The sequence below is a fragment of the Acidobacteriota bacterium genome (genome assembly GCA_035529075.1).
Lineage (GTDB): Bacteria > Zixibacteria > MSB-5A5 > GN15 > FEB-12 > DATKXK01.
The window spans coordinates 23,366-48,551 of record DATKXK010000006.1 but is presented as its reverse complement, the minus strand read 5'-3'; the positions used below and the strand labels follow the sequence as shown (position 1 = coordinate 48,551).

24 protein-coding genes and 1 riboswitch are annotated in these 25,186 nt (G+C 59.2%); of the genes, 13 read left to right on the top strand and 11 right to left on the bottom strand.

Features of this window, described 5'->3' with window-relative positions:
- Positions 1 to 18: 18 nt before the first annotated feature.
- On the bottom strand, positions 19 to 2,448 hold the full coding sequence (gene gyrA / locus VMY05_02055) for a DNA gyrase subunit A (GenBank protein ID HUV29865.1): 2,430 nt from the start codon (positions 2,446 to 2,448) through the stop codon (positions 19 to 21).
- 290 nt (positions 2,449 to 2,738) lie between these two features.
- Between gyrA and VMY05_02050 the strand changes: the two genes are divergently transcribed.
- The 11 genes from VMY05_02050 to VMY05_02000 all read left to right on the top strand — a co-directional run bounded on the left by VMY05_02050 (position 2,739) and on the right by VMY05_02000 (position 9,896).
- A complete protein-coding gene (locus VMY05_02050) occupies positions 2,739 to 3,215 on the top strand; it encodes a flavin reductase family protein (protein HUV29864.1) in 477 nt (158 codons plus the stop codon).
- Positions 3,216 to 3,217: 2 nt separating this feature from the next.
- Entirely contained in the window at positions 3,218 to 3,850 is a 633-nt protein-coding gene (locus VMY05_02045; protein HUV29863.1) for a M15 family metallopeptidase, read from the top strand.
- Between the two features lie 56 nt (positions 3,851 to 3,906).
- On the top strand, positions 3,907 to 4,428 hold the full coding sequence (locus tag VMY05_02040; GenBank protein ID HUV29862.1) for a hypothetical protein: 522 nt from the start codon (positions 3,907 to 3,909) through the stop codon (positions 4,426 to 4,428).
- Positions 4,429 to 4,805: 377 nt separating this feature from the next.
- Complete coding sequence (locus VMY05_02035) at positions 4,806 to 5,399, top strand: hypothetical protein (protein HUV29861.1); 594 nt, start codon at positions 4,806 to 4,808, stop codon at positions 5,397 to 5,399.
- Positions 5,400 to 5,493: 94 nt separating this feature from the next.
- A complete protein-coding gene (locus tag VMY05_02030) occupies positions 5,494 to 6,354 on the top strand; it encodes an IPTL-CTERM sorting domain-containing protein (protein ID HUV29860.1) in 861 nt (286 codons plus the stop codon).
- A gap of 2 nt (positions 6,355 to 6,356) precedes the next feature.
- Positions 6,357 to 6,548, top strand: a complete 192-nt coding sequence (locus VMY05_02025; protein ID HUV29859.1) for a hypothetical protein — start codon at positions 6,357 to 6,359, stop codon at positions 6,546 to 6,548.
- 171 nt (positions 6,549 to 6,719) lie between these two features.
- On the top strand, positions 6,720 to 7,277 hold the full coding sequence (gene xrtH / locus VMY05_02020) for an exosortase H (GenBank protein ID HUV29858.1): 558 nt from the start codon (positions 6,720 to 6,722) through the stop codon (positions 7,275 to 7,277).
- Complete coding sequence (locus tag VMY05_02015; protein HUV29857.1) at positions 7,261 to 7,878, top strand: hypothetical protein; 618 nt, start codon at positions 7,261 to 7,263, stop codon at positions 7,876 to 7,878. The genes xrtH and VMY05_02015 overlap by 17 nt, the downstream gene beginning before the upstream one ends.
- A gap of 144 nt (positions 7,879 to 8,022) precedes the next feature.
- Positions 8,023 to 8,760, top strand: coding sequence for a formate dehydrogenase accessory sulfurtransferase FdhD (locus tag VMY05_02010; GenBank protein HUV29856.1), 738 nt, complete (start codon positions 8,023 to 8,025; stop codon positions 8,758 to 8,760).
- A gap of 8 nt (positions 8,761 to 8,768) precedes the next feature.
- On the top strand, positions 8,769 to 9,287 hold the full coding sequence (gene mobB, locus VMY05_02005) for a molybdopterin-guanine dinucleotide biosynthesis protein B (protein HUV29855.1): 519 nt from the start codon (positions 8,769 to 8,771) through the stop codon (positions 9,285 to 9,287).
- Entirely contained in the window at positions 9,288 to 9,896 is a 609-nt protein-coding gene (locus VMY05_02000) for a molybdenum cofactor guanylyltransferase (protein ID HUV29854.1), read from the top strand.
- 29 nt (positions 9,897 to 9,925) lie between these two features.
- Here the strand turns inward: VMY05_02000 and VMY05_01995 are convergent, their stop codons facing one another.
- The 10 genes from VMY05_01995 to VMY05_01950 form a co-directional block, all read right to left on the bottom strand.
- Positions 9,926 to 11,878, bottom strand: a complete 1,953-nt coding sequence (locus VMY05_01995) for a TonB-dependent receptor (GenBank protein HUV29853.1) — start codon at positions 11,876 to 11,878, stop codon at positions 9,926 to 9,928.
- Positions 11,878 to 12,681 (bottom strand): hypothetical protein, encoded by an 804-nt coding sequence (locus VMY05_01990; protein HUV29852.1) that lies wholly within the window; start codon positions 12,679 to 12,681, stop codon positions 11,878 to 11,880. Before VMY05_01990 ends, VMY05_01995 begins: the two co-directional genes overlap by 1 nt.
- Positions 12,682 to 12,813: 132 nt before the next feature.
- Positions 12,814 to 12,933: riboswitch (molybdenum cofactor riboswitch) on the bottom strand.
- 12 nt (positions 12,934 to 12,945) lie between these two features.
- A complete protein-coding gene (locus VMY05_01985) occupies positions 12,946 to 13,107 on the bottom strand; it encodes a hypothetical protein (protein HUV29851.1) in 162 nt (53 codons plus the stop codon).
- A gap of 39 nt (positions 13,108 to 13,146) precedes the next feature.
- Positions 13,147 to 13,788, bottom strand: a complete 642-nt coding sequence (locus VMY05_01980; GenBank protein HUV29850.1) for a hypothetical protein — start codon at positions 13,786 to 13,788, stop codon at positions 13,147 to 13,149.
- A 15-nt stretch (positions 13,789 to 13,803) separates the two neighbouring features.
- On the bottom strand, positions 13,804 to 14,868 hold the full coding sequence (locus VMY05_01975; GenBank protein HUV29849.1) for a porin: 1,065 nt from the start codon (positions 14,866 to 14,868) through the stop codon (positions 13,804 to 13,806).
- Positions 14,865 to 15,692, bottom strand: a complete 828-nt coding sequence (locus VMY05_01970) for a 4Fe-4S dicluster domain-containing protein (protein ID HUV29848.1) — start codon at positions 15,690 to 15,692, stop codon at positions 14,865 to 14,867. Before VMY05_01970 ends, VMY05_01975 begins: the two co-directional genes overlap by 4 nt.
- A gap of 1 nt (position 15,693) precedes the next feature.
- Positions 15,694 to 18,714: a formate dehydrogenase-N subunit alpha gene (gene fdnG, locus VMY05_01965; protein ID HUV29847.1), complete on the bottom strand. Its 3,021-nt coding sequence runs from the start codon at positions 18,712 to 18,714 to the stop codon at positions 15,694 to 15,696.
- Positions 18,715 to 18,746: 32 nt separating this feature from the next.
- On the bottom strand, positions 18,747 to 19,643 hold the full coding sequence (locus VMY05_01960) for a formate dehydrogenase accessory protein FdhE (GenBank protein HUV29846.1): 897 nt from the start codon (positions 19,641 to 19,643) through the stop codon (positions 18,747 to 18,749).
- Positions 19,644 to 20,081: 438 nt separating this feature from the next.
- The gene (locus VMY05_01955) at positions 20,082 to 22,022 is read right to left on the bottom strand and encodes an FG-GAP-like repeat-containing protein (GenBank protein HUV29845.1); all 1,941 of its coding nucleotides are present in this window, start codon (positions 22,020 to 22,022) and stop codon (positions 20,082 to 20,084) included.
- Between the two features lie 319 nt (positions 22,023 to 22,341).
- Positions 22,342 to 22,767, bottom strand: a complete 426-nt coding sequence (locus VMY05_01950; GenBank protein HUV29844.1) for a mechanosensitive ion channel domain-containing protein — start codon at positions 22,765 to 22,767, stop codon at positions 22,342 to 22,344.
- A 285-nt stretch (positions 22,768 to 23,052) separates the two neighbouring features.
- On the opposite strand from VMY05_01950, the gene VMY05_01945 reads away from it, so the two are divergent.
- Both VMY05_01945 and VMY05_01940 read left to right on the top strand, forming a co-directional pair.
- The gene (locus VMY05_01945) at positions 23,053 to 24,120 is read left to right on the top strand and encodes a mechanosensitive ion channel domain-containing protein (GenBank protein ID HUV29843.1); all 1,068 of its coding nucleotides are present in this window, start codon (positions 23,053 to 23,055) and stop codon (positions 24,118 to 24,120) included.
- A 1-nt stretch (position 24,121) separates the two neighbouring features.
- The gene (locus VMY05_01940) at positions 24,122 to 25,135 is read left to right on the top strand and encodes a DUF21 domain-containing protein (protein HUV29842.1); all 1,014 of its coding nucleotides are present in this window, start codon (positions 24,122 to 24,124) and stop codon (positions 25,133 to 25,135) included.
- The last annotated feature ends 51 nt before the right edge of the window (positions 25,136 to 25,186 follow it).

The window sequence follows — 25,186 nt, the reverse complement described above, 5'->3', positions numbered from 1 at the left end:
CCCGCTTCAGCGGATCTGTTATTCCTCCTTCACCACCCGTGCGACGTCGGTGACGATGTCGCCGGTATGCAGCGAAATCAGGCGTACGCCCTGCGTGTTGCGGCCGATGACCGTGATATCCTTGACCGCCTGGCGGTTGGCGATGCCCTGACGTGTGATCAGGATCAACTCGTCCTGGTCGAGCACTTCCATGATGGCCACCACCTCACCGTTACGGTCCGAGGCCTTGACGTTGATCACGCCCTTGCCACCGCGGTTGGTCATGCGGTAATCCTGTATGGAGGTTCGCTTGCCGTAACCGTTCTCGGTGACCACCAGCAGCGTGCTGTCACGGCGGACAACGACCATACCGACGCAGTAGTCACCCTTGCCCAGGTTGATCCCCTTCACGCCGTAAGCCGTGCGGCCCATGGACCGGACTTTGTCCTCCGGGAAGCGGATGGCCATCCCCTTGCGGGTGGCCAGGACGATCTCACAGGTGCCGTCCGATACGGCGGCGTCGATCAGCTCGTCGCCGTTTTCGCTGATGTTTATGGCGTTGATACCGGCCTTGCGCGGATTGCTGAACGTCGAGAGAGCGGTTTTCTTGATTATCCCCTTCCTGGTCGCCATGACGACAAACCTGTCGTCGCTGAACTCGCGCACCCGGCAGAACGCCGCAATCGTCTCGCCTTTCTCCATCCCGCACAGGTTGACGACCGGCTTGCCCTTGGCCAGTTTGCCGCCCACCGGGATTTCATGCACCTTGATCCAGTAGCATCGACCCCGGTTCGAGAAAAACAGGATATAGTCGTGGGTGGAGGCGATAAACAGGTGCTCTGCGAAGTCCTCCTCCTTGGGGGCAATACCGATGACGCCTTTGCCGCCGCGGTGCTGTTTGCGGTAGGCCGAAACGGACAACCGCTTGACGTAACCGAGGTGCGAAATGGTGATAACCATCTCCTCTTCGGCGATCAGGTCCTCCACCGTCAGTTCCTCGGCCGCCTCCTGGATCTCGGTGCGCCGGTCGTCGCCGTACTTTTTCTCCAGCTCCACGGTCTCGTCCTTGATGATTTCCAGGCGCAGTTGCCTGGAGTCAAGGATCGCCTTGTACTCGCTGATCTTCTTGAGCAGTCCCAGGTACTCATCCTCGATTTTCTGGCGCTCCAGGCCGGTCAGGCGTTGCAGCCGCATTTCCAGGATGGCCGTCGCCTGCTTCTCGGAAAGCTTGAAATTCGCCATCAGGCCTTCTCGGGCCGTGGGCGTGTCCTTTGACTTCTTGATCAGACTGATGACGGCATCGATGTTGTCCAGGGCGATCTTGTAACCCTCGAGAATGTGCGCACGATCCTCCGCCTTTTGCAGATCGTATTCGGTGCGGCGGACCACCACTTCGTGCCGGTGATCCACAAACGCCTGGACCAGTTCTTTTAGCGTCATGAGCTTCGGAATGCCGTGATCCAGTCCGAGCATCATCACCGAAAACGTCACCTGCATGGTCGTACGCGCGTACAACTGGTTCAGCACGATCTCGGCCGGCACTTCGCGCCTGAGCTCAACCACGATGCGCATGCCGTCGCGGTCGGACTCGTCACGCAGGTCGGAGATACCCTCGATGTGCCTGTCCCGCACGAGATCGGCTATCTTTTCGAGCAGGTTCGCCTTGTTGACCTGAAAGGGAATCTCGGCGACGACAATCGCTTCCTTGCCGTTGCGCATGCGTTCGACGACCGCCTTGGCCCTGACCGGGATGTGCCCCTTTCCCGTGCTGTAGGCTTCACGAATACCCTCGCGGCCGTTGATGATTCCGCCGGTCGGGAAATCCGGACCCGGTACCAGTTCCAGCAGGTCGTCCACCGTGCAATCCGGGTTGTCAATCACGTGCAGTATGGCCCGGCTGATCTCCCTGAGGTTGTGCGGCGGCATGTTTGTAGCCATGCCCACCGCAATCCCGGAACTGCCGTTACAGATCAGGTTGGGGAACTTGCCCGGAAGCACCGTAGGCTCCCGTAAGGTGGCGTCATAGTTCGCTATCAGGTTGACCGTCTCTTTGTCGAGATCAGCCAGTATCTCGACGGCGATGGGTGTCAGGCGCGCCTCCGTATACCGCATGGCCGCGGCATCGTCTCCGTCTATCGACCCGAAATTCCCCTGTCCGTCGACCAGCGGGTAGCGCATGTTGAAATCCTGGGCCATGCGCACCAGCGTCGGATAAACGACCTGCTCACCGTGCGGGTGGTAGTTGCCCGAGGTATCGCCGGCGATTTTCGCGCATTTGCGGTGGGGCCGGCCGGGATTGAGGTGCAGATCGTTCATCGCCACAAGGATGCGCCGATTGGACGGCTTCATGCCGTCACGTATGTCCGGAAGGGCGCGGTTGGTGATGACCGACATGGAGTAATCGAGGTACGACGATTTCATTTCCTCTTCGAGGAAGACCGTCTCTATTTTTTCTCGCTCAATCGCCATAGGAAAACATTTCCTTGAATCAATGAACTGCTGTTAATGCAACCTAAGCTTTCAATTTACTAAATCACTCGCCGACAGGCAACTAAAAAAGGATTGCCGGTTGCCTCTTAATCTGTTGCTGCATTTACAATTACAGCGGCCTTGACCGGTGTCCGACCATCGCAAACCTATCAGGTATCGCAACGTTCTGAGTGCGCTCGTCTTACGGCCGGCCGATAAACATTGCGCCGCCCGACCGACTGTACTATCGTTCCCCGCGCAATTGTCACACGCCAAGAAAGGACTCCGTTATGTCCAAAGAGATTCAGAAAGTCCTGAAGAAGCTGGAATACGGTGTATATGTGGTTACTCTGGGCAAGGGCTCACAGGGAAACGCTTTCACCGCGAGCTGGCTGACGCAGGTCAGTTCCGAACCTCCGATGGTCGCCCTGGCCATCCATGACAAGCACCAGTCGGCGCGGCTGCTCAGGGATATCGACGGCTTTGTTGTCCACCTGATCGCTCAAGGTCAGGAGGCGTTCGCGAAGACCTTCTACGGCCCGGCGGAATCCGGCTACGAGAAACTCAAGGCCACCAGCGTCGAGGATTCACCGGCTACTTCGTCGCCGCTGCTGAAAGGCGCCACGGGGTACCTGGACTGCAAAATCGTCAACCGGGTGCCGTGCGGCAATCACACTCTCTTTATCGCCGAGGTCCTCGCGGCCTCTCTGGATTCCGATACCGCGATACTGACCTGCTCCGGCAGCAACCTCCGGTACACGGGCTGACAGTGCGCTCCCGCATCAAACTCTCGGCATTCCTCCAGGTCGGTTCGGCACTGGCAGCCGGCGGCCTTCTCTCCGTGCTGTTCTTGTTTTTCCCCGGGCCGGCACCGGCGGGAGACTGCGCCGAGACGGTGACCATCGGCAAGAACGACTACGCGGTTCCCGCGCGCTGGTGCGGCAAACGGCTCGATTCGACCCGGATTGCCGTCGATACCGAACTTGTTCGACTGCCGGATGAGTTTACGTACGAGGACTACCGTATATACCTCCGCCCGGATGCCCGGGACGCCTTTGTCAGCATGGCGCGGGCGGCGAAAGGTGACAGCATTCAGCTTCTGACCGACTCAGGGTATCGCTCACTTAAGTTCCAGGAGCGGATAATCCTCGAACGGCTCCGCGGCGGGCAAACGATAGAGCATATTCTCTCCATGGTCGCCCCCGCCGGCTATTCGGAGCATCACACCGGCCGCGCGGTCGACCTGGTACCCAGCGAGGCGTTGTTTGCCGGGACCGCCGGCTTTACCTGGCTGGCCGAGCACGCCGCCGGCTTCGGTTTCCGCCAGACCTTTCCTGAGTCCGCCGCCGATTCCCTGCACTGGGAATCATGGCACTGGTATTACCAGCCTGACAGCGAGTAAGATTACCGCCGGCCTTCAAGCCCCGGGCCGTCTCTACCGATAATCCGGGAGTAACCATGATCCACAGATTCAGATACACCGAGGCAGTCCTGGAGTTCTGCAAGAACGAGGGGCGCGCTTGCCTGCACGCCTCTGACCCGAACGCCGCGATTGCCGCCACCCGCGACCTTTTCGACCCTATCCGGGACGTGACCGTGCAACGCCTGGATAGCGGGCAGTACCTGGTGAGCTTCAAAGCTTCACTGGACTACCGCCTGAACCTCGTGCACCTGGTCGAGAGAGCGGTCAAGATGTTACGTGACCAGCAGATGTTTTCAGAGGCACGCTATATCGACCGCTACATTGTCGCCACCATCTGCATGGAAACGGGCAAGCCCGAATGGCTGGCCGCGGGGTGTGCCGATATCGAGGAAGAGATCGGCGAACTTCGCAAGGCCGCCATCGTGGCCCGCGAAGTCACCAACGTCAGGGATTTCGTCGATTGGGATATCGCTGTCTACAACTATATCGAACTGAATTCAAAGGAAGGCCACCGCAGCCGCGTGGTCCGCGACGTCAACACGTGGGGCGAGATGTAATGCTCGGATGATACGTCCTGCATCACGTTCTTAAAAGCCGCATTCACACCTGTAGAAGTCAAAAACGACAAGAATAGTGATGTTTGCACTATTCCCTTGACACACGACCCGCGATATGTTATAGATAATTCGAGATCCAGCACTTTCGACTTTCATCTCGCTACACACCCTACATCAGCACACTGAGCGCACCATAGCCGGACGAATGTAAGCTTCGTTGCGGCATAATCCGATCCTGGGGCCTTCCCACTAAGGTCTTTGTTTGTCGGGGGGAGTTGGGTGTGACTGTCGCTGCCGACAGGGCAAGGGTACAGTTATCTATTAAGTTCGTCTTCAGGGCCGTGCGCTACCTGCCAGCGGTGGCAGGTGGATGTACGATGGCTCTTGCCGTCGCATCTCCTGCGCATCCGTGGCTGGCCTGGATCAGTTTCGCTCCTTTGGTAATCGCGGTCAGATTTCTGCGTCCGCGCAAGGCCGGTTACTGCGGCGCCGTCTGGGGTAGCAGCCTCTTTCTCTTCTCCACGCTGTTTGACAACACCGTGATTTCTCCGTCGCTGACAGGTTTTGTCATGCTGACGACGATCCCGGCCGTGTACACATATTTGGGGGCGTTCTTCACACGTCGTTTCGGGTTCAGCCCGCTGGCCATAGCGCTCGGCTGGATAGTTGTTGTGCTGGCGCTTGAGCCGGCTGGTTTAAGCCACGGGTTGGTTCCGGTAGAGCATGGCCACAACCGGTTTTTGCAGATGGTCGCAGGCTCGCTCGGGTACGGCTTTGTGGCCTTCCTGATCGTCTACGTCAACGCGCTCCTGCTTTCACTGGCCGAGGCAATATGTGTGAGGGGTGCCGCGTTGCGCCTGCTGAAAGGCTGCGCAGTGGCTCCACGCCTGCCGGAAACAGATATGCCCGCGTGTTTGCGAAACCAATATCTGTTGCCCTTGCAACCTCGCGGGCCTCCGCTCGCCGGCTGAAGCTTCGACTGCTAATGTAACAACGTTTAGCAATTAAACCGATGTGTTCCCGGCGCGTCTCGTCGACCGGGGATACACAGAGGAGAATATTCTTATGAGGCATGGACAAAACGGGAATCGAACTCTCTGGATACTTGTTGTCTTTGTCGCCCTGTTGTTTGCCAGTTTCACCGCGCTTTCCCAGCAGGCTGAAGCCAAGACCGGCAGCTATAGCCTGCACTTCTATGGCGAAGTAGCTCCGGAAGGGATGACGATAACCGTGACAGCGGTAAGCGAAGACGGGACAACATACAATGTGATCCATTATGTTCAGGGACTGACCGAGGAGCAGGCCCGAAACCTGATCCTCACGGATCTGACGGACGAGGGCTGGGAGGCTGAAGCCAATGGCGACAACGCCATCAACATCACGGGCCGCACGGAACCTAAAGACCCCATCAGTATGGTCGACATAGAGGACAACCAGCTCGATTACGACACGTACGTCGACGCTAGCTTTGCAGTATCCGAGGCAATACCGGGCGAGAGGATATTCGAGTGGGTTTGCGCCCTGCCGAATGCTGATGTCACGGATCCGGGCACCCTCGTGCTCACGTTGAATGAGCATACCGTTACGGCCACCCTCGCTTCGGGTGCCACACCAACAGAGGCGGCGACCATGCTGGAGGACTCGCTTACGAGTGCAGGCTTTGTCGTGACCAGGGTCGAGGATACTGTCGTCGCACTGGACTGGGAGAATGCCACCAACGCGTGGTTGCTTTCCTCCCCAGCCACTATCACGTTCGGTCTCGAGGACGGGGCAGCCGGCCCACGCGTGGGGCTCACCTTGCCGGACCTGGCCCCCATCCCCACCCTCTCCGAGTGGGGGTTGATCATTTTCGCGCTGCTCGTCCTGACCGTCATCACGGTGGTGGTCAGGCAGCGCCGGACGGTCATAGCTAAGGCGAACGCATAGCCATGTACGGTCGGCTGTTTGTTCCCGACGTCTTCTGGAAGGTGCTGGCGGTTACGCTGGGCCTGGCCGTCATAGGGCTGGCCATAGCTTTTCTGGTTTCCAGTTCCGTGCCCCTGCGTGACGTCGTCGGGACACTCATAAGCGCCACAATGCTGGCATACATGGCCCACCTGTGGATCACTCCGGGAGACTGACCGCCGGTGTGCCGTGTCTTGTCTGCCTTGTTAAACAGGAAATCCGGGTGGCCCGTCGGGTCGCCCGGATTCCCCATATCCGGACGGCCTGTCTCTGACCTCTTGTGTGCAGGCTTTATGGTGCGTTAATTGCCTATGGCACGTTCTACGCGGCACACCGGGAAAGGCGGCATGGCAAAGAGGAAACGAAGGCCGAAACCACGCCCGTCCCCCGGGCGGCTCCGGCACATCATAAAGGCCAACTGGCCGCTGTTTCGGATATACCTCTGGTTCGGCCTGACGCTGGTGGTCATTTTCAGTATCCTCATGATACCGGCCGTATACTTCAAAGTAATCATGCCGCTCAACGAGTTCCTTGCCTGGTCCTCGGCTGCGTTTCTCAGGCTGATGGGAGACAACGGCGTTGTTTCCGGCGGCACGTCGGTTCACAGCCCGGAGTTCGGCGTCAACATCGCGGAGGGCTGCAACGGCATCTACGCGCTGGCCATCGTGCTGGCCGGTATTATCGCCTTTCCCGCCCGCTGGCGTCCGAAACTGATCGGCCTGACACTGGCCGTCATACTGATCATGTTCCTCAACTACGTCCGTATCCTCACCCTCTGGTATGCGGGCACATCCTCCGCGTTCCTGTTTGACACCATGCACCTGTACGTGTGGGAGTTCGTCATAATCGCGCTCGGTGCCGCGTTCTGGTACCTGTGGTATGAGAAATTTGTCAAGACCGGTTAAGATCATACTCGTTCTGGTCATCTTCCTGGTACTCTACATACCCGTGGGGTGGCTCTGGGGGAAAGCACTGCCGGCCTACAGCCGCTTTCTGGCGTCCGTCTCGCAGACCGTCACCAATGCGTTTGAGTCGGCGGACACGTCCTACCGTATCACCGTCGACCGCGGCGACTTCGTAGTTGCGGCCCGGATAACCGTGGGCGGAGCGTACGGCCGCGACCAGATGTTTGAGTTGCCCGGCAACAGGCCGACGGACACCGTCTCGTACAACCTGAGCCTGTGGGCGGCGCTTTTCCTGGCCACCGTCGTTTTCATCAAACCTCCCGCACGGTGGCGCTTCCTGTTAATCGCGCCGCTGTTGATTGTTCTGTGGCACATATGCGACCTGTTCATTTTCGCCAAGAACACGCGCTGGATTTTGGTTAAAGATCTTCAGCAGGACTACGCGAGGTATGTCAGCTACAGCTACAACTGGCACTGGTTCTGGATGTGGGCGCTCGAGTTCAACCGGCGGATAGTCGATCCCTTCCTGCCCCTGGCCCTGTGGTTCCTGTTTTGTTTCAGGTCGTTTTTCACCCTGCCTGCCGAACGGCCGTCGACCTGACGCGGGCAAGAACCACCAGGACAAGTCGATTTACCCCGTCATTGATCTCGCCTTGACGGACCGAGGGTAAGGTCGTATCATAGGCCCGATGACGTTCTGCCGCTCCGGTACCGTCGCATCATGCCCCACAATGGAGAATTCGGCGTGATTCAGAAAGGCCAGTTGCCCGAGGAAAAAATGGTCCGGCTGTTTCTAAACGGCCGGTTCTTCTCGCATCTTCTGTGCACGCCGCGCGACCTCAAGGAATTCGCCGTCGGCTGGCTGTTCTGCCAGGAGTATATAGACGGTCCTGACCAGATCGACACGCTCGGGGTGGCCTCCTGCGACGGCAGTCCGGATATCAGCGTTTGTCTCTCCACGCCGGTGCCGTCACAACCTTCCCCGGCTTCTCTGGTCACGCCGACGGGCTGCGGCGGCGGCCGGATCGAGTCATCGCAATACCTCAGGGACCTCGTCCCCTTGACTTCGCCTCTCACGATCAGCGCCGGGCGGCTGCCGGGTATCATGTCGATGATGTTCAGGGAACTGGCATCGCGGGGCGGAGGTCCGGGCGTGCACTGTGCGGCACTCGTGACGGGAGACGATCCGTCGGCCTGGCCCATGGGGTTCGACGTCGGACGGCACAACGCCGTCGACAAAGCAATCGGAGCCGGCCTGCTCCACGGCGTCGATTTTGGCGCGGCGATTCTGGCTACCTCCGGCCGCGTTTCATCGGACATGGTATTGAAATCGGCGCGGGCCGGGGTGCCCGTGGTCACGTCACAGAGGTCGGTGACGACACTGGCGGCTGAAATTGCCGCTGCCGCGGGGATCGCAGTGGTCGGTCGCTTGAACCGACCGGACCGGGTCGTTCTGGGCCGGGTGGATCGGATAACGCCGTGAGCCGCGACATGACGAGAATCCTCCACGTCGTCGGCTGCAAGAACTCGGGTAAGACCCGCTTTGCCGAGCTGATCGTGCCGGTCCTCAAGGCGCTGGATATACAGGTCGGGACTCTGAAACACACCGAACACGACCGTTTCAACTGGGACACCGAAGGCAAGGACACGTACCGGCACATGGAAGCCGGCAGTGACGTCACCGGCATAATCGGAACCGGCTCGTTTGCTTTCAATTTCAACCGGGCCGATATCACTCCGGCCAACATGGACGACATCATCCGCCTGTTTTACCGTCACGTGGATCTCGTGCTCGTGGAAGGCCTGAAATCTAACCCGGGCCTGAAGGTCGAAGTGTGCCGGCCGGGGTATTCGGATTCAGGCGTCGTCCCCGCTTCGGAGCTTCTGGCCACCTACGGGACCGATCTGTTCGGTTACGCCCTGCCGCATTTTGACTACGGGCGGGAGCAGGAACTGGGACAGCACATCGCGGACAACCTCGGCCGCTTACGGCCGGTAACTGTGACCTGAATGACACACGGGAGCGATAACATAAGAACAGCAGTCATACTGGCCGGCGGGCAGAGCCGGCGGTTTGGTCAGGACAAGTGCACTTTCGACATCGGCGGAAGACCGATGATTCGAATAGTCTACGACACACTCCGCACGGTATTCGACGAGGTCATCATCGCCGGAGGCGACACGGCCGGGCTGCGGGAACTCGGCCTGGACAGCCACCCGGACCCCGTTGCGGGCAAAGGAGCACTGGGCGGAATCTACAACGGTCTTCTCCGGTCCGCCTCGACGGCTGTTTTTGTGTGTGGCTGCGACATGCCGCTGATCAAACCGGCGGCCATCCGAACCGTCCTGCAAGCGGCCGCCGATGAAGACATACTGATCCCGCTTATCGACGGCATCAGGCAACCGCTCCACGCCGTCTACCGACGGACCATACTGCCGTCGGCAGAACGACTTGCCACACAGGACAACTGCTATCTACCGGATCTTCTCGGGGAGGTGAACGTCAGGTACCTCGAAGAAGCGACGTTTGCCGACGTACCGGACTACGCGCTGTCATTCGTCAGCCTCAACGATCAGGATATGGTGGCGCAGTACCGGCGGCACCTGGAGCGACTGTGAAACGCCGCGCACTCTGAATCCTGCCGCGGTCAATCTCCCCATATGAGTCCGACGGTGACCTGCCGACCGGGCGCCGGGTACCCGAGTTCCTCTTCATAGCAGGCGTCGGTGACGTTGCTCACGGCCAGTCGCAGCTTCAGCGAATACCGCAGCGTTTGCGTAACGTTGACATTGTGAACCACGTAGTCCGGGAGCATGACGTACGCGTCAAACGTGGTGCGTTCATCGAAATACGTTCGCTCGTAGTTCAGTTCGGTGCCGGATGCCGCCTCGACCGAGACGTAAAAGCGGACTTTGTTCGGCGACAGCTCGTCGAGCAGCTCATCGGAAGTTTCGGCCTTCAGCAGGTGCGCCCAGCTCACTCCACCCGAGAGGCGCCGGGAAAACTGACCGTGAACCCACATTTCCCAGCCCTGCGACCGGGCCCGGCCGATGTTCCTGAAGCGAAAGGTCCTCGACGCCCGGTCGATGAGGTTCTTCACGTCGTTATGAAACCACGCCAGTGACAGCATACAGTACCGGTCCTTCTGCCCCATGCCAAACCGGCTTCTCAGCCCGATCTCGTACTTGTCGGCCTGTTCAGCTTTGAGGCTGTCATTGCCGGAGCTTTCGCTGTACAGGTGGTGAAGCGTCGGAAAACGAACGGCGCGGGCATAGCCGGCATGACCCTCCAACCCGGCGGGCAGCCGCTGCACCAGGCCGGCCATGCATGACAGCCTGCCGGTATAGACCATGTCCGTTAAAGAAGTGTCCTGGTTGGCGAACAGGCTGTATCCCGATCCGAGAGTTATCTCCGTGTTGTCCCATGGTAGATAGATATCCTGCAGGAACACGGTGCCCAGATACGTGTGGCAGGAGATCCACGGTTCGTCGACGTCGGGCTTCTTATTCATCAGGTCACGCTTGACATCCAGACCGGCGTGAACCTCATGCTTCCGCCAGGAGCGCAGTTTGGCATCCATCCTGGCCCCCACCGTCCAGTTCTCCAGCCGGGAATCCCAGGCGATCCGGTCCTCGCGCTTTTCGCTGCCGGTGTACTCTATCAGGCGGTCATGCTGGGCATCGACGAAGATTACCGATTTGAGTTCGGCCGCCGGGCTGACGGTCCAGTGTGCGCTCACCGCCCCGTTGAAGCGCTGCCAGTCCGGGAAATACCGAAGCGGCGCGGCAGTGGAGGGATGTACCGACGGTGAGATGTCACGTCGCGCCCAGTGGTAACCGAGCGACAGCGAGTACAGGGAGCTTTCGGCGGGCTGATACCCCAGCTTGGTGCTGACGCCGAGCATGTGATAGAAGCTGTAGTCCCTGAGGCCGCCGTCTTCCAGACTGTTCGGCTCGAAATCGCCGCTGAGAACATATCCCCTGGAGTGATCCTCGTAGCCCGAGATCCAGTAGTTGAATCGGCCGGCTCTCCGGCTGTGGTTGACGGTGAGTTTACGATACTGGTAATCGCCCAGTTCGGTCCTGACGACCGTGCGCGGTTTCTCCAGCCCGTTGCTGGTGACGATGTTTATCACGCCGGCCATGCCGTTGGCACCGTACGCCACCGAGGCCGGTCCCCTCGTCACCCTGATCCTGGCCACGTTGTCCACTGACAACATCGACAGGTCCACTTTGCCGTAGTAACCCGGGTTGACGGGGCGGCCGTCGACCAGCACCAGCACATCCCTGGCCGGCAGGCCGCGAATCCTCGTCTGCGTCTCGGCCTTCGAGCCACCCCGGGTGATGCTCAACCCCGGTTCGTTCCGCAAGACGTCGGCAACGGTTACGACGTTCCTCCTGCCGATGTCCTCGGGTGTCAGTTCGGTGACGACGACCGGGCTGTGGATAGCCGCGCCCTTTACCCTGACGACCGTTTCCAGCTCATACACGTCGGCCGTGTCGGGCGTGACGGTCTCATCGAGCGCCCGGGAGGACGCCGGGGCGACAAGCACAATTACCGTGAGGCTGCATATCGTCAGCAGCGCCGTTCGCGCCTTCATTACTTCACCAGGATTCGGTGCAGAACCTTTAACCTGTATTTCCCCCCCGTGAGACCGGGCGCGGTAAACATGGTTTTCTGGCTTGACAGGAGCCAGTAACCGGTCTGAAACTCTTCCCAGGTCAGGTCCGTCGACGGGCCGAAATCATCGAGCGTCCGCAGGTTGTAGGCGTGACTCCCCGGTTCGGCCACGAGCGGAAGGATCAGATCCTTCAGGGCGATGGCCTGCTCGGGGTCACCGTCGGGATTGGTCACCTGGACCGTGACCATGTCCCGGCACTCGCGGAAATCGATCGTGTCGACGGCCTTGACGTCGAATTTGCGGTGGACGTAGATCCGCGCGGCGTCCTTCACGTTGTACCCGCCCGGCAGGTCGATCTTGTCGTCCGGGAACACCACGCGCTGCGCGGACGTCAGGATGTACCCCAGCGACAGGTGTTCCCACACGTTGTCCGGATAGCCTCTTGTGCCGGACGGCGAAAACCCGTCCTCGCCCATGATCTCGTAGGCATACAGGATGCGCGCGTCGTACAGTTTCCCACCCTTATCTTCAAACATGGGGATGATACTGGTGTCGATGAACTCCGACAGGAGAATCGCCTCCTCGCCGTCAACGTCGATCCTCGGCAGGCCGGCAAACGGCACGCGAACCGAATCGTCGGCCAGATGCACCCAGAGAGCGCCGTCGCGGGGCGGTGCTGTATTCAGCGGGTTGTTTTCGTCACTGTCCTTGCTGCACCCGGCGGCAATGATAAAAACCAGGGCCGGCAGCAGGATCAATCTGATCTTATCACAACAAAACACGTCGCCCTCCCTGAGAACCGCGGCGGCCCTCTTCAGTCGGTCGTGAATCCGAGTTGTCCGAAACGTGTAATCTCATGCGGGCGGTCTGGCCGCACCGAGCGGACAGTAAGCGATGATTACGGGGAAATATCTGTACTGGCAGCATGACGACCTTTCCAAACACGGGAGGCCGGGACGTTTCCCTCCCGACCCTGTCGGCCGGACGGCCGTTGCTGTCGCGGCAGGCCGTCCGGCTCGGTCAAGCTTAGGGGTTGTATAATTGCCTTACTTCCTGACTACTGTAACCTCAATCGTCTGTGGTTCGTGATCGAGCTTTAGCGACAATATCACTCCGGAAACGACATTGCCGACAACGGTCGAGACGAACTGGTTTATTTCCAGTTCCTTACCGTCTACGACCACCTTGACCTGCTCAGCGTCATCCATATTGCTACCCACGTTCACTTGTGCTAATGCAAGTCCGCTTTACAGCAGCGCACCGGCTATCCAACAGCAGGCAGACACCGTAATCGCGGCCGGTACGTAGGCGCGCGAGTGAGACTCGACAAACCGCACATACGACGCCAGGCTCAGCTTCACCAGCATGCGCGCGGCGAGGAAGCCGATGGCTCCGGCTGCGGCCGCCAGTACCCCGCTGCTAAACGACCAGCTCAGGCACCCCACAGCGCCCCGGTCCAGCCACCACGGGTTGGCAAAGACGTAGGCCTGCGAAAACGAAAACAGCAGGGCGTTAGCCACGCCTGCGACCGGCACCACCAGCATCATGGCCGGAAGGCTGGTCAGCCAGCCACGGTTCTGCGCCATCGTGAAGGCAGCCTCCAGCACTATCGCCTGGCCGACCACGGCCGCCGCCTGGCACCCGAAGAGCATCGGCAGGCCGAGCAACTTGAACCCGACCGCCACCAGGCCAATGAGCAGGGTGCTGCCCTTTCGGGGAAGAGCGAAGCGGGCATACGAAAGCACGGCCAGCGACACCAGCGCCAGCACGACGGAGCGCGGGATAAGCGTACCCGTCCCTTCCATCGAGGATATCACGGTCGCCTCCAGCCCGCCCCAGATAGACCCGAAAAGGACAACACCAAGAATCAGTTTCGTTCTGACTTTCATCGGGCACTTTCCTTCCTAAAACGCAATCTGCACCTGGGCCAGCACCAGGTCGTTGTCGACGTCGCCGCCGCCCTCCATCTTGTGGATGTAGTTCAGGTACACCATGGCGTTGCCCTTGCTCAGGTAGTAGTTGACGCCGCCGGTCAGCCACGACTCGTCGTCCTTTTCCACGTCCGTATTGGGGTCGTAGAAGTCATACCGCGCGAGCAACTCAAACCTGGGATGAGGCTGCACGCCGAGGTGCACGAAAAACGCCTGGGCATCGGTGCCCTGCACACTGTCGATCTCCGCGGCGGTGAGCGCCTCTGTAGAAGCCATCAGGAACTCACCCCTGAACCTGGCGGTGATGTCCTCGCTCGCTTTGTAATCCACCTTGGCGAAACCGCCGAAGCGGTTCCGTTGCAGGGACTCCTCGGGGTATGTTGTCGTTGTCAGAGTTCCCGCGTCGTAGTACGTCGGCAGGGACATGCCGATCCAGGCGTACCCGCCAAAAACGACATCCCCCTGCTCCAAGGGCGGTTTGATGTCCGCTCTCACCAGGAAGTCCTTGTAGTCGTTGTTGTCGCCCGTGTTGTTCGGCTGGTCCGCGCCGTTGAAAACACCGAGGTTGAAGTCGACGTACTCGGTCTTGGTCGTTGTCTGTACGCCGACCTGCCGCCACACGGCGAACTTCTGGGTCGTCAACGGGTAGTTGATCATCTCCAGCTTGGCCGTCGAGTACGGCATGTACAGGGTGAAGTTCGGCAGGAACCGCCCGACCGTGACCTCGGTATTGCGGATATAGAATAACTGCGCCTTGTAGTCGAGAATAGCGGGCGCGCCCTTGGTTTCCGTTTGAACGAAGTACTTCACCTTGCCCGGAAGGATTTCTCCCCAGAGCAGAAACCGCGCCCGGTTCAGGCTGAACTCGTCCTCGCCCTCGAGGTCCTCCATGTGATACGTGTAACCCGCCTGGAGAATGCCGCCCAGCTTCAACGTGCCGGTCCCTACCTGCACGCCGGCCGTCTCCGCCAGCGCGGCGCCCGAAAGCAGCAACGCAAGGAGCGTCGCCGCCAATACAACCAAAGTCTGCTTGTTCATGTAGTCAGCTCCTCCTCACGTTTTGCCGCAGAGTCTTCCCGCTTTTCCCTGAATTCCCTGACTCTGGCGATAACCATCCCCACCAGAGCGGCAGTCAGGGTCACCGAGCCCAGGGGTTTCATGAGTTCGCGGAAGAAACCGAGATCCTCCGAGACCTTCGGATTCATGATGATGTCCGGGTACATCTCGCGCGGTTCCGGAAACACACAAACCTTGTGCGTGCCGGTTCCCAGCTCTTTCTCGCCGTAGATCCACGGCTGTTTGCCTTTCGCCTCCATCCTCTGCTTGGCCCGGTGCGCCGCTTCGAGAACCTTGTCGTAGTCGTCAAAGTACAGCGCCCCGGTCGGGCAGGCGGCCGCGCAGGCCGGTATCAAACCGTTGACCTGGCGGTCCGCACAGCCGGTGCACTTGGTGGATTTCTCCGTCCGTTCGTCGATCTTGGGAACGTCAAACGGACAGTACTCGGCGCAGGCTCCGCAGCCGGCACACAGCTCCTGGTTTACGTAGGTGATCCCGAGTTCCTTGATGTGCGTCATGGCCTTGACCGGCTCCACCGGGCAGGCCTTGACGCAGCTCGGGTCGACGCACTGCATACAGGTCTCCGTCCTGAAGAGCCACCTGATAGCGCCGTCCTTCTTCGCCTCGTAGAACTTCACCAGGGCCCACGTATGCGGGGAAAGTGCCGACGGATTCTGATATCCGCCCTTCGCTGCAAAGAAGGTGGTCTTCTCGGCCGGAAGCCCGTTCCATTGTTTACAGGCCACCTGGCAAGATCTGCAGGCGATGCACTTTCCCAGATCGAAGAGCATTCCCTTTCTTGCCATCTTATCCCACCTCCTTCACGACGTCACAGAGGAACGCCTTGTATTCGGGTATCATCGTATTGGCGTCGCCGACGTGGGGTGTCAGAACGTTGGCCGAATCTCCGGTGGCCAGCCCCGTGTACCCGAAATGCCAGGCGAGACCGACCTGATCGACGTTCTTCCCGTCGATGACAAACGGCTCAAAGCGGTCCGTAACCAGGGCATAGGCGCCGATCTCGCCGCGCGCCGACCTGACCCTGACACGGTCACCGTTGGAAATTCCCTTGCGCCCGGCCAGCTCCGAACTCATCTCGACAAACATGTCCGGCACGAGTTCCACCAGCCACGGCAGGTTTCGCGTCATGGCGCCCGCCTGCCAGTGTTCGCTGACCCGGTAAGTGGTCGCCACGATCGGGAATTTGTCGGGTGTGCCGATGCTGTCTACGCCCGGCGTAGCCCAGATCTTGATGGCCGGGTTGTTCTGCGTCCGCGACATCAGGTTACGCACCGGACTCTCCAGCGGTTCATAGTGCTCCGGCAACGGACCGTCGGCCAGGCTCGTGCTGAACACGCACGCCATGCCCTCCGGACGCATGATAAACGGGTGCTTTGTCCCGGGCGGCCACCCGCCGTCGGGAACGTCGCCCTCCCATTTCTTATCTGCCTCGTTCCACCGGATAACCCAGCGATTCGGATCCCACGGCTTGCCCTGCGGATCGACCGACGCACGGTTATAGATAATGCGCCGGTTGACCGGCCAGCACCATGCCCACTTCGGATACAGGCCTATCTTGTTCGGCGCGTCCTCCGACGACCGCCGGGCCGCCATGTTGCCGTCGTTCGTGTAGCTCCCGCAGTAGAGCCAGTTGCCGGACGCCGTCGAACCGTCGTCCTTCAGCCAGGCAAAACTGGGCACCTGGTCGCCCTTCGTGAACGACTTGTTCGTGTCCGCGAAGACCGTGTCCTTCGTGAAGTACCCGTTGACCTCCCTGGCTATCATGTGGATATCGGGCTCCTCGTGCGAACCGTAGTCCCAGCGCAGGTCACGCACCGGATCGGGGAAAACACCGCCGGCCGCGTATTCGGCCTTTAGCGCCTTGGCCAGACGGTCGACGATCCAGGCGTCCGATTTGGCGACACCGGGCGGCTCGACCGCCTTGTACCGCCACTGCATCCAGCGCCCGCTGTTGGTAATCGAGCCTTCTTTCTCCATCGAAGCCGCGGCCGGCAGCATGAACACCTCGGTATTGATGGTGGCGGGATCGATTCCCGGACGGCGCCAGAAGTTGGCCGTCTCCGTCTCCCACAGGTCCACGGCCACCAGCCAGTCGAGATTGCCGAGCGCCTTTCGCTCCATAGCGGCGTTCGGACCGCCGACAGCCGGGTTCTGCCCGAAGCAGAACAGACCCTTGATCTTGCCGTCGTACATCCGTTCGAACAGCGATATATGAGAGTAGTCACCGGACCGCTTGGGTATATACTCGTACCGGAAGTCGTTGGCCGCCGTGGCCTTGTCTCCGTACCACGCCTTGAGCAGGCTGACGATGTACTTGGGATAATTCGCCCACCAGTTGGCGCTCTGGGGATCGTTGGTCTTCGGCGTCGACGCCTCCAGGTACGCCTGCAAATTCACGTTGTCGATGTGCGGCGACTTGAGGTATCCCGGCAAAATGTGGAACAGGAGACACATGTCAGTGGAACCCTGAACGTTCGATTCTCCGCGCAGGGCGTTGATCCCGCCTCCCGCACGGCCGATGTTGCCGAGCAGGAGTTGCAGAATCACGTAGCTGCGGATATTCTGCGTCCCGTGGGTGTGCTGGGTCGTCCCCATGGCGTACAGCCAGGTGCCGACCCGATCCGGCGTGTGCGTGGACGTGAACACGTCGCAGATGTTCTCGTACTGATCGGGCGGCGTCCCGGTGATGCTGCACACCTTCTCCTTCGTGTACCGGGAGTAATGATCCTTGAGCAACCGGTAGACGCACCGTGGATGCTCCAGGGTGTTGTCCCGCTTCGGCACGCCGTCCGCGTCAAGTTCATACGCCCAGCTTTTCCGGTCGTACGACCGCGTCTTGGGATCGTAGCCGGAGAAGATCCCCTCGGGGTTGAACGCGTAATCCGGATTGATTATGAACGACGCATTGGTGTACTCGACCACGTACTCCCGGTGTATGCGATCGTTCTTCAGGGCATAGTTGATCATTCCGCCGACAAACGCGATGTCCGTGCCGGACCGCACCTTGGCGTAATGATCAGCGAACGACGACGTCCGCGTAAATCGAGGGTCAACCGAAATAACGACCGCGCCGCGGTCCTTGCCCCGCTGCAGCCAGCGGGTGGCCATCGGGTGATTCTCGGCACAGTTCGACCCCATAACCATGACCACGTCGGCGTGCTGCATGTCGATCCAGTGATTGGTCATGGCACCTCTTCCAAACGAAGCCGCCAAACTGGCGACGGTGGAAGAGTGTCATATACGTGCCTGGTGTTCCAGGTACGTCAGGCCGAGGCCACGCGCCAGCTTGGACAGCAGGTAGCATTCCTCGTTGTCCAGCGCCGCGCCGCCCAGGCAGGCCAGGCCGTCAGTGCGGTTGACAACCTTACCGTTCTCCTTCGCGATGAACGTAGCGTCGCGCGTCTTCTTCACCCGGGCCGCGATCTGTTTGACCGCCCAGTCCCAGTCCTTCTCTTCCCAGTCGGCCGCGCCCGGAGCGCGGTACAGCACCTTGCTCATGCGCCGCTCGTTGTTGGCAATCTGGTAGAGCGCGCCTCCCTTGCTGCAAACCGCACCCTCGTTTATGGGATGGTCCGGATCACCTTCGATGTTGACGACCTTTCCTTCCCTGACCGCAACGATCTGGCCGCAACCCACGCCGCAGTAAGGACAGATGGTAGTCGTCTCCTTTGACTTGCTCGTCTTGAGTGTCAGCTCGGTCGAAACGAGCGGCCGCGCCGCAATCCCCTCGGACATCCCGAACAGGGATACGCCCGAGGCCAGACCGGCCGTGCTTCGTTTCAGGAACTGACGTCGTGATACGCTCATGAACCCTCCTCCTTAGATAATACTGCCAGCGTCTATGCGTGAATTGCTTTTTCCCGGTAGGTAGTGGCAGCCGCCCTTTCGGCTGCGCCGAATGCAGCACGGCCCGTCTCATTGCTGCGATAACCCTCGTTGCCGGCCGCGGTATCGAGAGAAAACGTGGACAGGTAGTCCGTGTCCATATCCATACTGATAAGGTCACGGGGACGCCGCTCGTCGCGACACTTGATGTAACGGCCGCAACTGTCACAGGTATACACACGGTATCCGGGCCAGCCGTCAACCGTCAGATATCCAAGCTTCTCCTGGTCCCTCTCCAGGCAGAACGGACAGCGTATTCGCGGAAACTGCCACTGGCCGTCGCAGCCGATACACCACAGGAACCGTCGGCCCACCTCCGGCTCCAACCGCGCCATCGGCGGCCATAGCCCGCAGACGGGACAGTAGCCCAGTGACCAGTCGCCCGCCGATGAACTTTGCTCAAACTGCGCGCGCACAAGCACCCGGATGGGCCGTACCAGGTAGGTTCCGAAGAACGTCAGCGTGTCCGGACCCAGATCGTGCCCGTCACCCAACTCGACCAGGCATGAACTGTCCCCGCGCAGCCTCCCCTGCGCAAAGGACGACAGAGCCTCCGCCGGCACCTCAGAGCGCGAAAAAACGGAACCGACCTTGTGAAAACATTCACTTTCGTGCGACAATAAAAGTGCCCCCAACTCCCGGGAGAACCGGCTCATCGATGACTGTCTGAAATTGACATCAATATCGGACAAGATGGGTATTCCATCGCCTGTCTTGTCGACCCCGGACTGGACCTGACGGCTCAATTGTGACCCGTCAACCAGTTCGGACGAGGGGAATTCTTCGACCAATCGCCGGTATCCCTGGATAAACCTGGCCGTTGTTGTCACGTCTTCGGGGTTCCCACTCATGGCGATTCGATTACGGTCCAGCGCGATGTTTGCTATCGTTACGTGAAGTTGTGTTAGCGCACTGACCTTAGTGAACCATAGCGTCGCCTGTTGATAGTGTCAATATGATTTTTGAAAAAAATCTACCTTAGTATCTGTCATACAAGACTTAAAGGGTATGTTTTGTATTGTTAGCCCTGAACTGGAAATCATCGCAAGCATAGCAAACCAACGACGACCTGTTATCCATACGCCGTCCCTGCTCTGCCGCGCTTCAGGACAATGCAGGCCGCTCGGGCGTCGAAGATGCAACCCGTCGGAAAGTAGCGCATTAAATATGTAAAGGGCAGACCCACCGGGCCTGCCCTTTCGATAATCTCGGATAACTAGCCCTACTTCAGCAAAAGCATCTTATGGCTATTCATGCGCCCTCCGCACCGGCTGTGGCCTACATGCTCGTTACGGGCAGTCCGCCGGGGGCGTGTTGCTGATAAACAGGTAGTCGATCAGCGCCGTCAGGTCGCCTATGTCCACGACTTCTCCCGGATCCCCGTCGATATTCGCTTCCAGCATACAAACGGGCGGGTCGTTGGGCGGGATGAAAAGGTAGCGGATGAGATATGTCAGGTCACCGATATCCACAATTTCACCCGGGTCACCGTCCACGTTACCCGTAACCCCCACACAGCAGGACATTCCCAGGTTAAGAAGAATGGAGACATTGTCGGAGTCATAGTTTGCTGTCGCCAGGTCATTGCCACCATCCCCGTCAAGATCAATGGAAAAAACAGACACGGGACCATTTCCTGCACCGTAAGCGACCGCGGCTTCAAACGTCCCGTCACCGTTGTTCTTCAGGATGGAAACATTGTCGGAGACATAGTTGGCTACCGCCAGGTCATTGTCACCATCACCGTCAAGATCAATGGAAAAAACAGACCATGGACCATTTCCTGCGCCGTAAGCGACCGCGGTTTGAAAGGTCCCGTCACCGTTGTTCTTCAGAATGGAGACATTGTCGGAGTCATAGTTTGCTGTCGCCAGGTCATTGTCACCATCCCCGTCAAGATCAATCGAGAAGACAGAGTGAGGTTCATTCCCTGCGCCATAGTCGACTGCGGTTTCAAACGTCCCGTCACCGTTGTTCTTCAGGATGGAGACATTGTCAGAGTTGCGGTTTGCCACCGCCAGGTCATTGTCACCATCCCCGTCAAGATCAATCGAGAAGACAGACCATGGACCATTTCTTGCGCCGTAAGCGACCGCGGTTGGAAACGTCCCGTCACCGTTGTTCTTCAGAATGGAAACATTGTGAGAGTAGAAGTTCGCCACCGCCAGGTCATTGTCACCATTTCCGTCAAGATCAATCGAGAAGACAGAGAACGGACAAGATCCTGCGCCGTAAGCGACCGCGCTTTGAAAGGTCCCATCACCGTTATTCTTGAGAATGGAGACATTGTCAGAGCCCCAGTTAGCTGTCGCCAGGTCATTGTCACCATCCCCGTCAAGATCAATCGAGAAGACAGAGTGAGGTTCATTCCCTGCGCCATAGTCGACCGCGGTTTGAAAGGTCCCGTCACCGTTATTCTTCAGAATGGAGACATTGTCAGACTCCAAGTTTGCTGTCGCCAGATCATCATCACCATCCCCGTCAAGATCAATGGAAAAAACAGACCGTGCACCATCTCCTGCGCCATAGTCCACCGCGGTTTGAAAGGTCCCGTTACCGTTATTCTTCAGAATGGAAACATTGTTAGAGCCCTCGTTCGCTACCGCGAGGTCATTGTCACCATCCCCGTCAAGATCAATTGCGAAGACAGATGTCGGATAATCTCCTGCGCCATAGTCCACCGCGGTTTGAAAGGTCCCGTCACCGTTATTCTTCAGAATGGAAACATCGCCAGAGTACAAGTTAGCCACCGCGAGATCATTGTCACCATCCCCGTCAAGATCAATGGAAAAAACAGACCATGGACAATCTCCTGCGCCGTAGTCCACCGCGGTTTGAAACGTCCCGTCACCGTTATTCTTCAGAATGGAAACATTGTCAGACCAAGCGTTCGCTACCGCCAGGTCATTGTCACCATCCCCGTCAAGATCAATGGAAAAAACAGAGTATGGATAATCTCCTGCGCCGTAGTCCACCGCGGTTTGAAACGTCCCGTCACCGTTGTTCTTCAGGATGGAGACATTGTCAGAGTACGAGTTAGCTACCGCGAGGTCATTGTCACCATCCCCGTCCAAATCAATCGAAAAAACAGACCCGGGATTAAGTCCTACCGCGTAGTCGATCCTTGCGGCGAATAGTGGTTCATCAGCCAGGGCATCAGTTATGACCAGCACCACCCCGGCAACCAGCCACAGTGCCAGGATACAGCCTGATTTGAGAACGTGTTTCATCTCTGCCTCCCGTGGTATGTTTTCAATCTGCAATCCGGCTCAGATATTTGGCTTCGCTTTTCGAGAAGCACTTGCGCGTGCTAGAAGAATCTTGTGGCCCCTCGCGCGAACTCATCAATTCCGGTGTCAGCACACGGGGCGATAGCAGATTGATGACGGGCTATACTCTATAAATAAGTATACTACCCACGGCAATAAAGTCAACGATATTTCAGGCCGGGGAGCTTTGGCCTGCCGGCCATTTTCCCTGCGCCACCGGCCAAACGCTCCTGGTGTCGGTTTCTCACCCCCTTTCAGCAGGTTCCGAACCCGACCTGTGTTAACTTGTGTAGTTGATCAGCGGGATGTTAAAGATCTGGGAACTGGGAATGAAAACATCCCGGCCGTTCACCGCGCGAACGTGCATCGACCGCATCTCGGTGCTCGTTACAGTGCCTTGCAGGTCTCCGGATTCTATCAGGTCCCCGATCTCAAACGGCCGGCTGAAAGCCGGAAAAAACCCGGCCAGGAAGTTCTCGGCGATCTGCCGAAACGCGAAACCCGGCACGACGGCGGTAATGCCCCCGCCCGCTACCAGGCTCGTCGCCAGGCCCTTCAAGCCCAGCACGTTCAAGGCGAGGACAAGCCCCGGCATGCCTGCGAGCCATGCGGTCAGGTTGCGAAAGAAATTCCTGTGGGTCGGCTTGAGATTGCCGCGAGCCAGAAGGACCCACTGATCCGTCGGACCTTCAGTCCGAAGATCCATTGATTTTCTCCTTTCTCACTGCTGGCCCGGCAGGCTATATTTCGTGGAATAGTGCCGGGTGCCGTTGCCGATTGCTTCCCAACGCAATCTCTTCGGGGTCAGGGACGGCGGCAACGTTGTTTGTGACCGGCAGGTCATCCAGCCGAGGTACGATGATGTGCTGTGCACCGAAAACCGCACCGTGGGCTGTTCTTGTCAAGTGGTATCACCCAGGCGCATGGTACGCAAGCCGGCCGGGCCAGGCTGAGGTCGTGAGCCTCACGGTTAACGGAGAGAGATTGTGATATGGACCAACTTGAAACAATCCTGGACAAGCTGACCGGCCTGCTCCCCACCGGGGCGACCATCGTGTTAGCAGTGGCCGTCATTCTGGCCGTTCGCTATGTCCTTACGAAACGGTTTGCCGGTTCCCCCGGGCACCAGTTCCGCCTTCAACTTATCATTCTCATACTATCCTTTGTTGGTTTGCTGGCGGTAGTCCTGACGCTGCCGGTGAGCGAATCAACGGTAGGGCAGCTGCTCAGCCTGCTGGGCCTGCTCCTGAGCGCCGCCATAGCTCTCTCGGCGACGACCTTTGTCGGCAACATCATGGCCGGTTTGATGCTCCGCGCCGTCAGGAACTTCCGGCTGGGCGATTTCGTGCGCGTCGGAGAGTATTTCGGAAGGGTCTCCGAGAGAGGACTTTTTCACGTGGAGATCCAGACCGAGGATCGGGACCTCACGACCATGCCCAACCTGTACCTGGTCACGAACCCGGTCAAGGTCATCCGTTCATCGGGAACCCTGATCACGGCCGATGTGTCACTGGGGTACGACGTTCCGCGCGCCGACGTCGATCGCTCGCTCATGGCGGCCGCACAGGAGGCCGGCCTGCAGGAACCCTTTGTCCATATCCTGAACCTGGGAGACTTCTCCGTCACCTATCGAATCGCCGGGCTTCTGCCCGAGGTCAAGAGCCTGCTGTCGACACGCTCCCGGTTGCGCGAAATGATGCTCGACCGACTGCACGAGGCGGGTATCGAGATCGTGTCGCCCACCTTCATGAACCAGCGCGTGATGACCCCCGACCGACGCTTCATCCCCAAACCGTCCCCCGTCGCCCCCGCCGAGCCGGAGACGAAGGAGCTGCCGGAGGCCGTGGTTTTCGACAAGGCCGAGGAAGCTGAATCCCTGGGCAGGCTCCAGCAGCGACTCCAGGACCTCAGAGAGGAACTGAACAACCTGAAGACAGCCCTTGACGCCGCCTCTGACGAGGCTGAAAGACAGGCCCTCGAAACGAAGTCGCAGCAGACAAAGACGCGGATCGAGAGATTGTCTGCATACATTGTCGAGCGCGAGAAAGAGGAGAAGTGACGTGACCACCTTTGTCTGGGCGGCAATCTGCGGGTGCCTCCTTCACTCAGCCGTGTTTTCCGGCCTGAACCTGGCTCTTTTCGGCGTCACCAGACTCCGCCTGGAGGTGGAGGTCGCGGCCGGGAACCACGTTGCCGAAAAGGCCCTGCACCTGCGTCGGGACTCACACTTTCTTCTGACCACCATTCTGTGGGGCAACGTCGCCTTCAACACCCTGCTGGCCCTGCTCTCCAACTCCGTGCTGGCCGGAGTGTACGCGTTCATTTTCTCCACGTTCCTGATCACGTTCATCGGAGAGATCGTGCCCCAGGCCTACTTCTCGCGGCACGCCCTTCGCATGGCGGCGCTCCTCTCGCCGGTCATTCGCTTCTACCAGTTCGTGCTCTACCCGGTGGCAAGACCCACCGCCACGCTGCTCGACTGGTGGCTGGGTCGCGAGGGAATCCACTACTTTCGAGAACATCAGCTCCGAGAGGTCATAAAGAAACACATCGAGGCCGACGAGGCCGACATTGACCGCCTGGAAGGACTCGGCGCGCTCAACTTCCTGGCCCTTGACGACCTGCCGGTCTACCAGGAAGGTCAACTAATCGATCCCGAAAGCGTGGTCGCCCTGCCCTGGCGGGCCGACCTGCCGGTGTTCCCGGAGATCACGCGTTCGGCCACGGACCTGTTCCTGCAACGGGTGCAGAGGTCGGGCAGGAAATGGGTGGTCATAACGAGTACGGACGGGCAACCCCGGCTGGTGCTGGATGCCGACGGACTCCTCAGAACGGCGCTGTTCGAGTCCGGCCGATGCGACCCCGGCAGGTTTTGCCACCGTCCCGTCATCGTCACCGACGAGGCCGTCGCCCTCGGTGACGTGCTGCACCGGTTACGAGTGGAACCACAGACGCCCGACGATCAAGTCATTGACAAGGACATCATACTGGTCTGGGCGGACAGAAAACGCATCATCACGGGAGCGGACATCCTCGGGAGGCTCCTGCACGGCATAGTAGTGCGAGAGGACTAAGCTGGACATAGATCAGGCCGACTCAAAGGGTTACCGGCAAGCGGCGCCCGG

Coding starts and splice junctions, on each gene's coding strand:
- VMY05_01995 (HUV29853.1), bottom strand. CDS start 11,878: ATGAAGGCGCGAACGGCGCTGCTGACGATATGCAGCCTCACGGTAATT.
- gyrA (HUV29865.1), bottom strand. CDS start 2,448: ATGGCGATTGAGCGAGAAAAAATAGAGACGGTCTTCCTCGAAGAGGAA.
- mobB (HUV29855.1), top strand. CDS start 8,769: ATGACGAGAATCCTCCACGTCGTCGGCTGCAAGAACTCGGGTAAGACC.
- VMY05_02025 (HUV29859.1), top strand. CDS start 6,357: ATGTACGGTCGGCTGTTTGTTCCCGACGTCTTCTGGAAGGTGCTGGCG.
- VMY05_02040 (HUV29862.1), top strand. CDS start 3,907: ATGATCCACAGATTCAGATACACCGAGGCAGTCCTGGAGTTCTGCAAG.
- VMY05_01960 (HUV29846.1), bottom strand. CDS start 19,643: ATGAGTGGGAACCCCGAAGACGTGACAACAACGGCCAGGTTTATCCAG.
- xrtH (HUV29858.1), top strand. CDS start 6,720: ATGGCAAAGAGGAAACGAAGGCCGAAACCACGCCCGTCCCCCGGGCGG.
- VMY05_01980 (HUV29850.1), bottom strand. CDS start 13,788: ATGAAAGTCAGAACGAAACTGATTCTTGGTGTTGTCCTTTTCGGGTCT.
- VMY05_01950 (HUV29844.1), bottom strand. CDS start 22,767: ATGGATCTTCGGACTGAAGGTCCGACGGATCAGTGGGTCCTTCTGGCT.
- VMY05_01985 (HUV29851.1), bottom strand. CDS start 13,107: ATGGATGACGCTGAGCAGGTCAAGGTGGTCGTAGACGGTAAGGAACTG.
- VMY05_02030 (HUV29860.1), top strand. CDS start 5,494: ATGAGGCATGGACAAAACGGGAATCGAACTCTCTGGATACTTGTTGTC.
- VMY05_01975 (HUV29849.1), bottom strand. CDS start 14,868: ATGAACAAGCAGACTTTGGTTGTATTGGCGGCGACGCTCCTTGCGTTG.
- VMY05_01945 (HUV29843.1), top strand. CDS start 23,053: ATGGACCAACTTGAAACAATCCTGGACAAGCTGACCGGCCTGCTCCCC.
- VMY05_01970 (HUV29848.1), bottom strand. CDS start 15,692: ATGGCAAGAAAGGGAATGCTCTTCGATCTGGGAAAGTGCATCGCCTGC.
- VMY05_02050 (HUV29864.1), top strand. CDS start 2,739: ATGTCCAAAGAGATTCAGAAAGTCCTGAAGAAGCTGGAATACGGTGTA.
- VMY05_01955 (HUV29845.1), bottom strand. CDS start 22,022: ATGAAACACGTTCTCAAATCAGGCTGTATCCTGGCACTGTGGCTGGTT.
- VMY05_02000 (HUV29854.1), top strand. CDS start 9,288: ATGACACACGGGAGCGATAACATAAGAACAGCAGTCATACTGGCCGGC.
- VMY05_02035 (HUV29861.1), top strand. CDS start 4,806: ATGGCTCTTGCCGTCGCATCTCCTGCGCATCCGTGGCTGGCCTGGATC.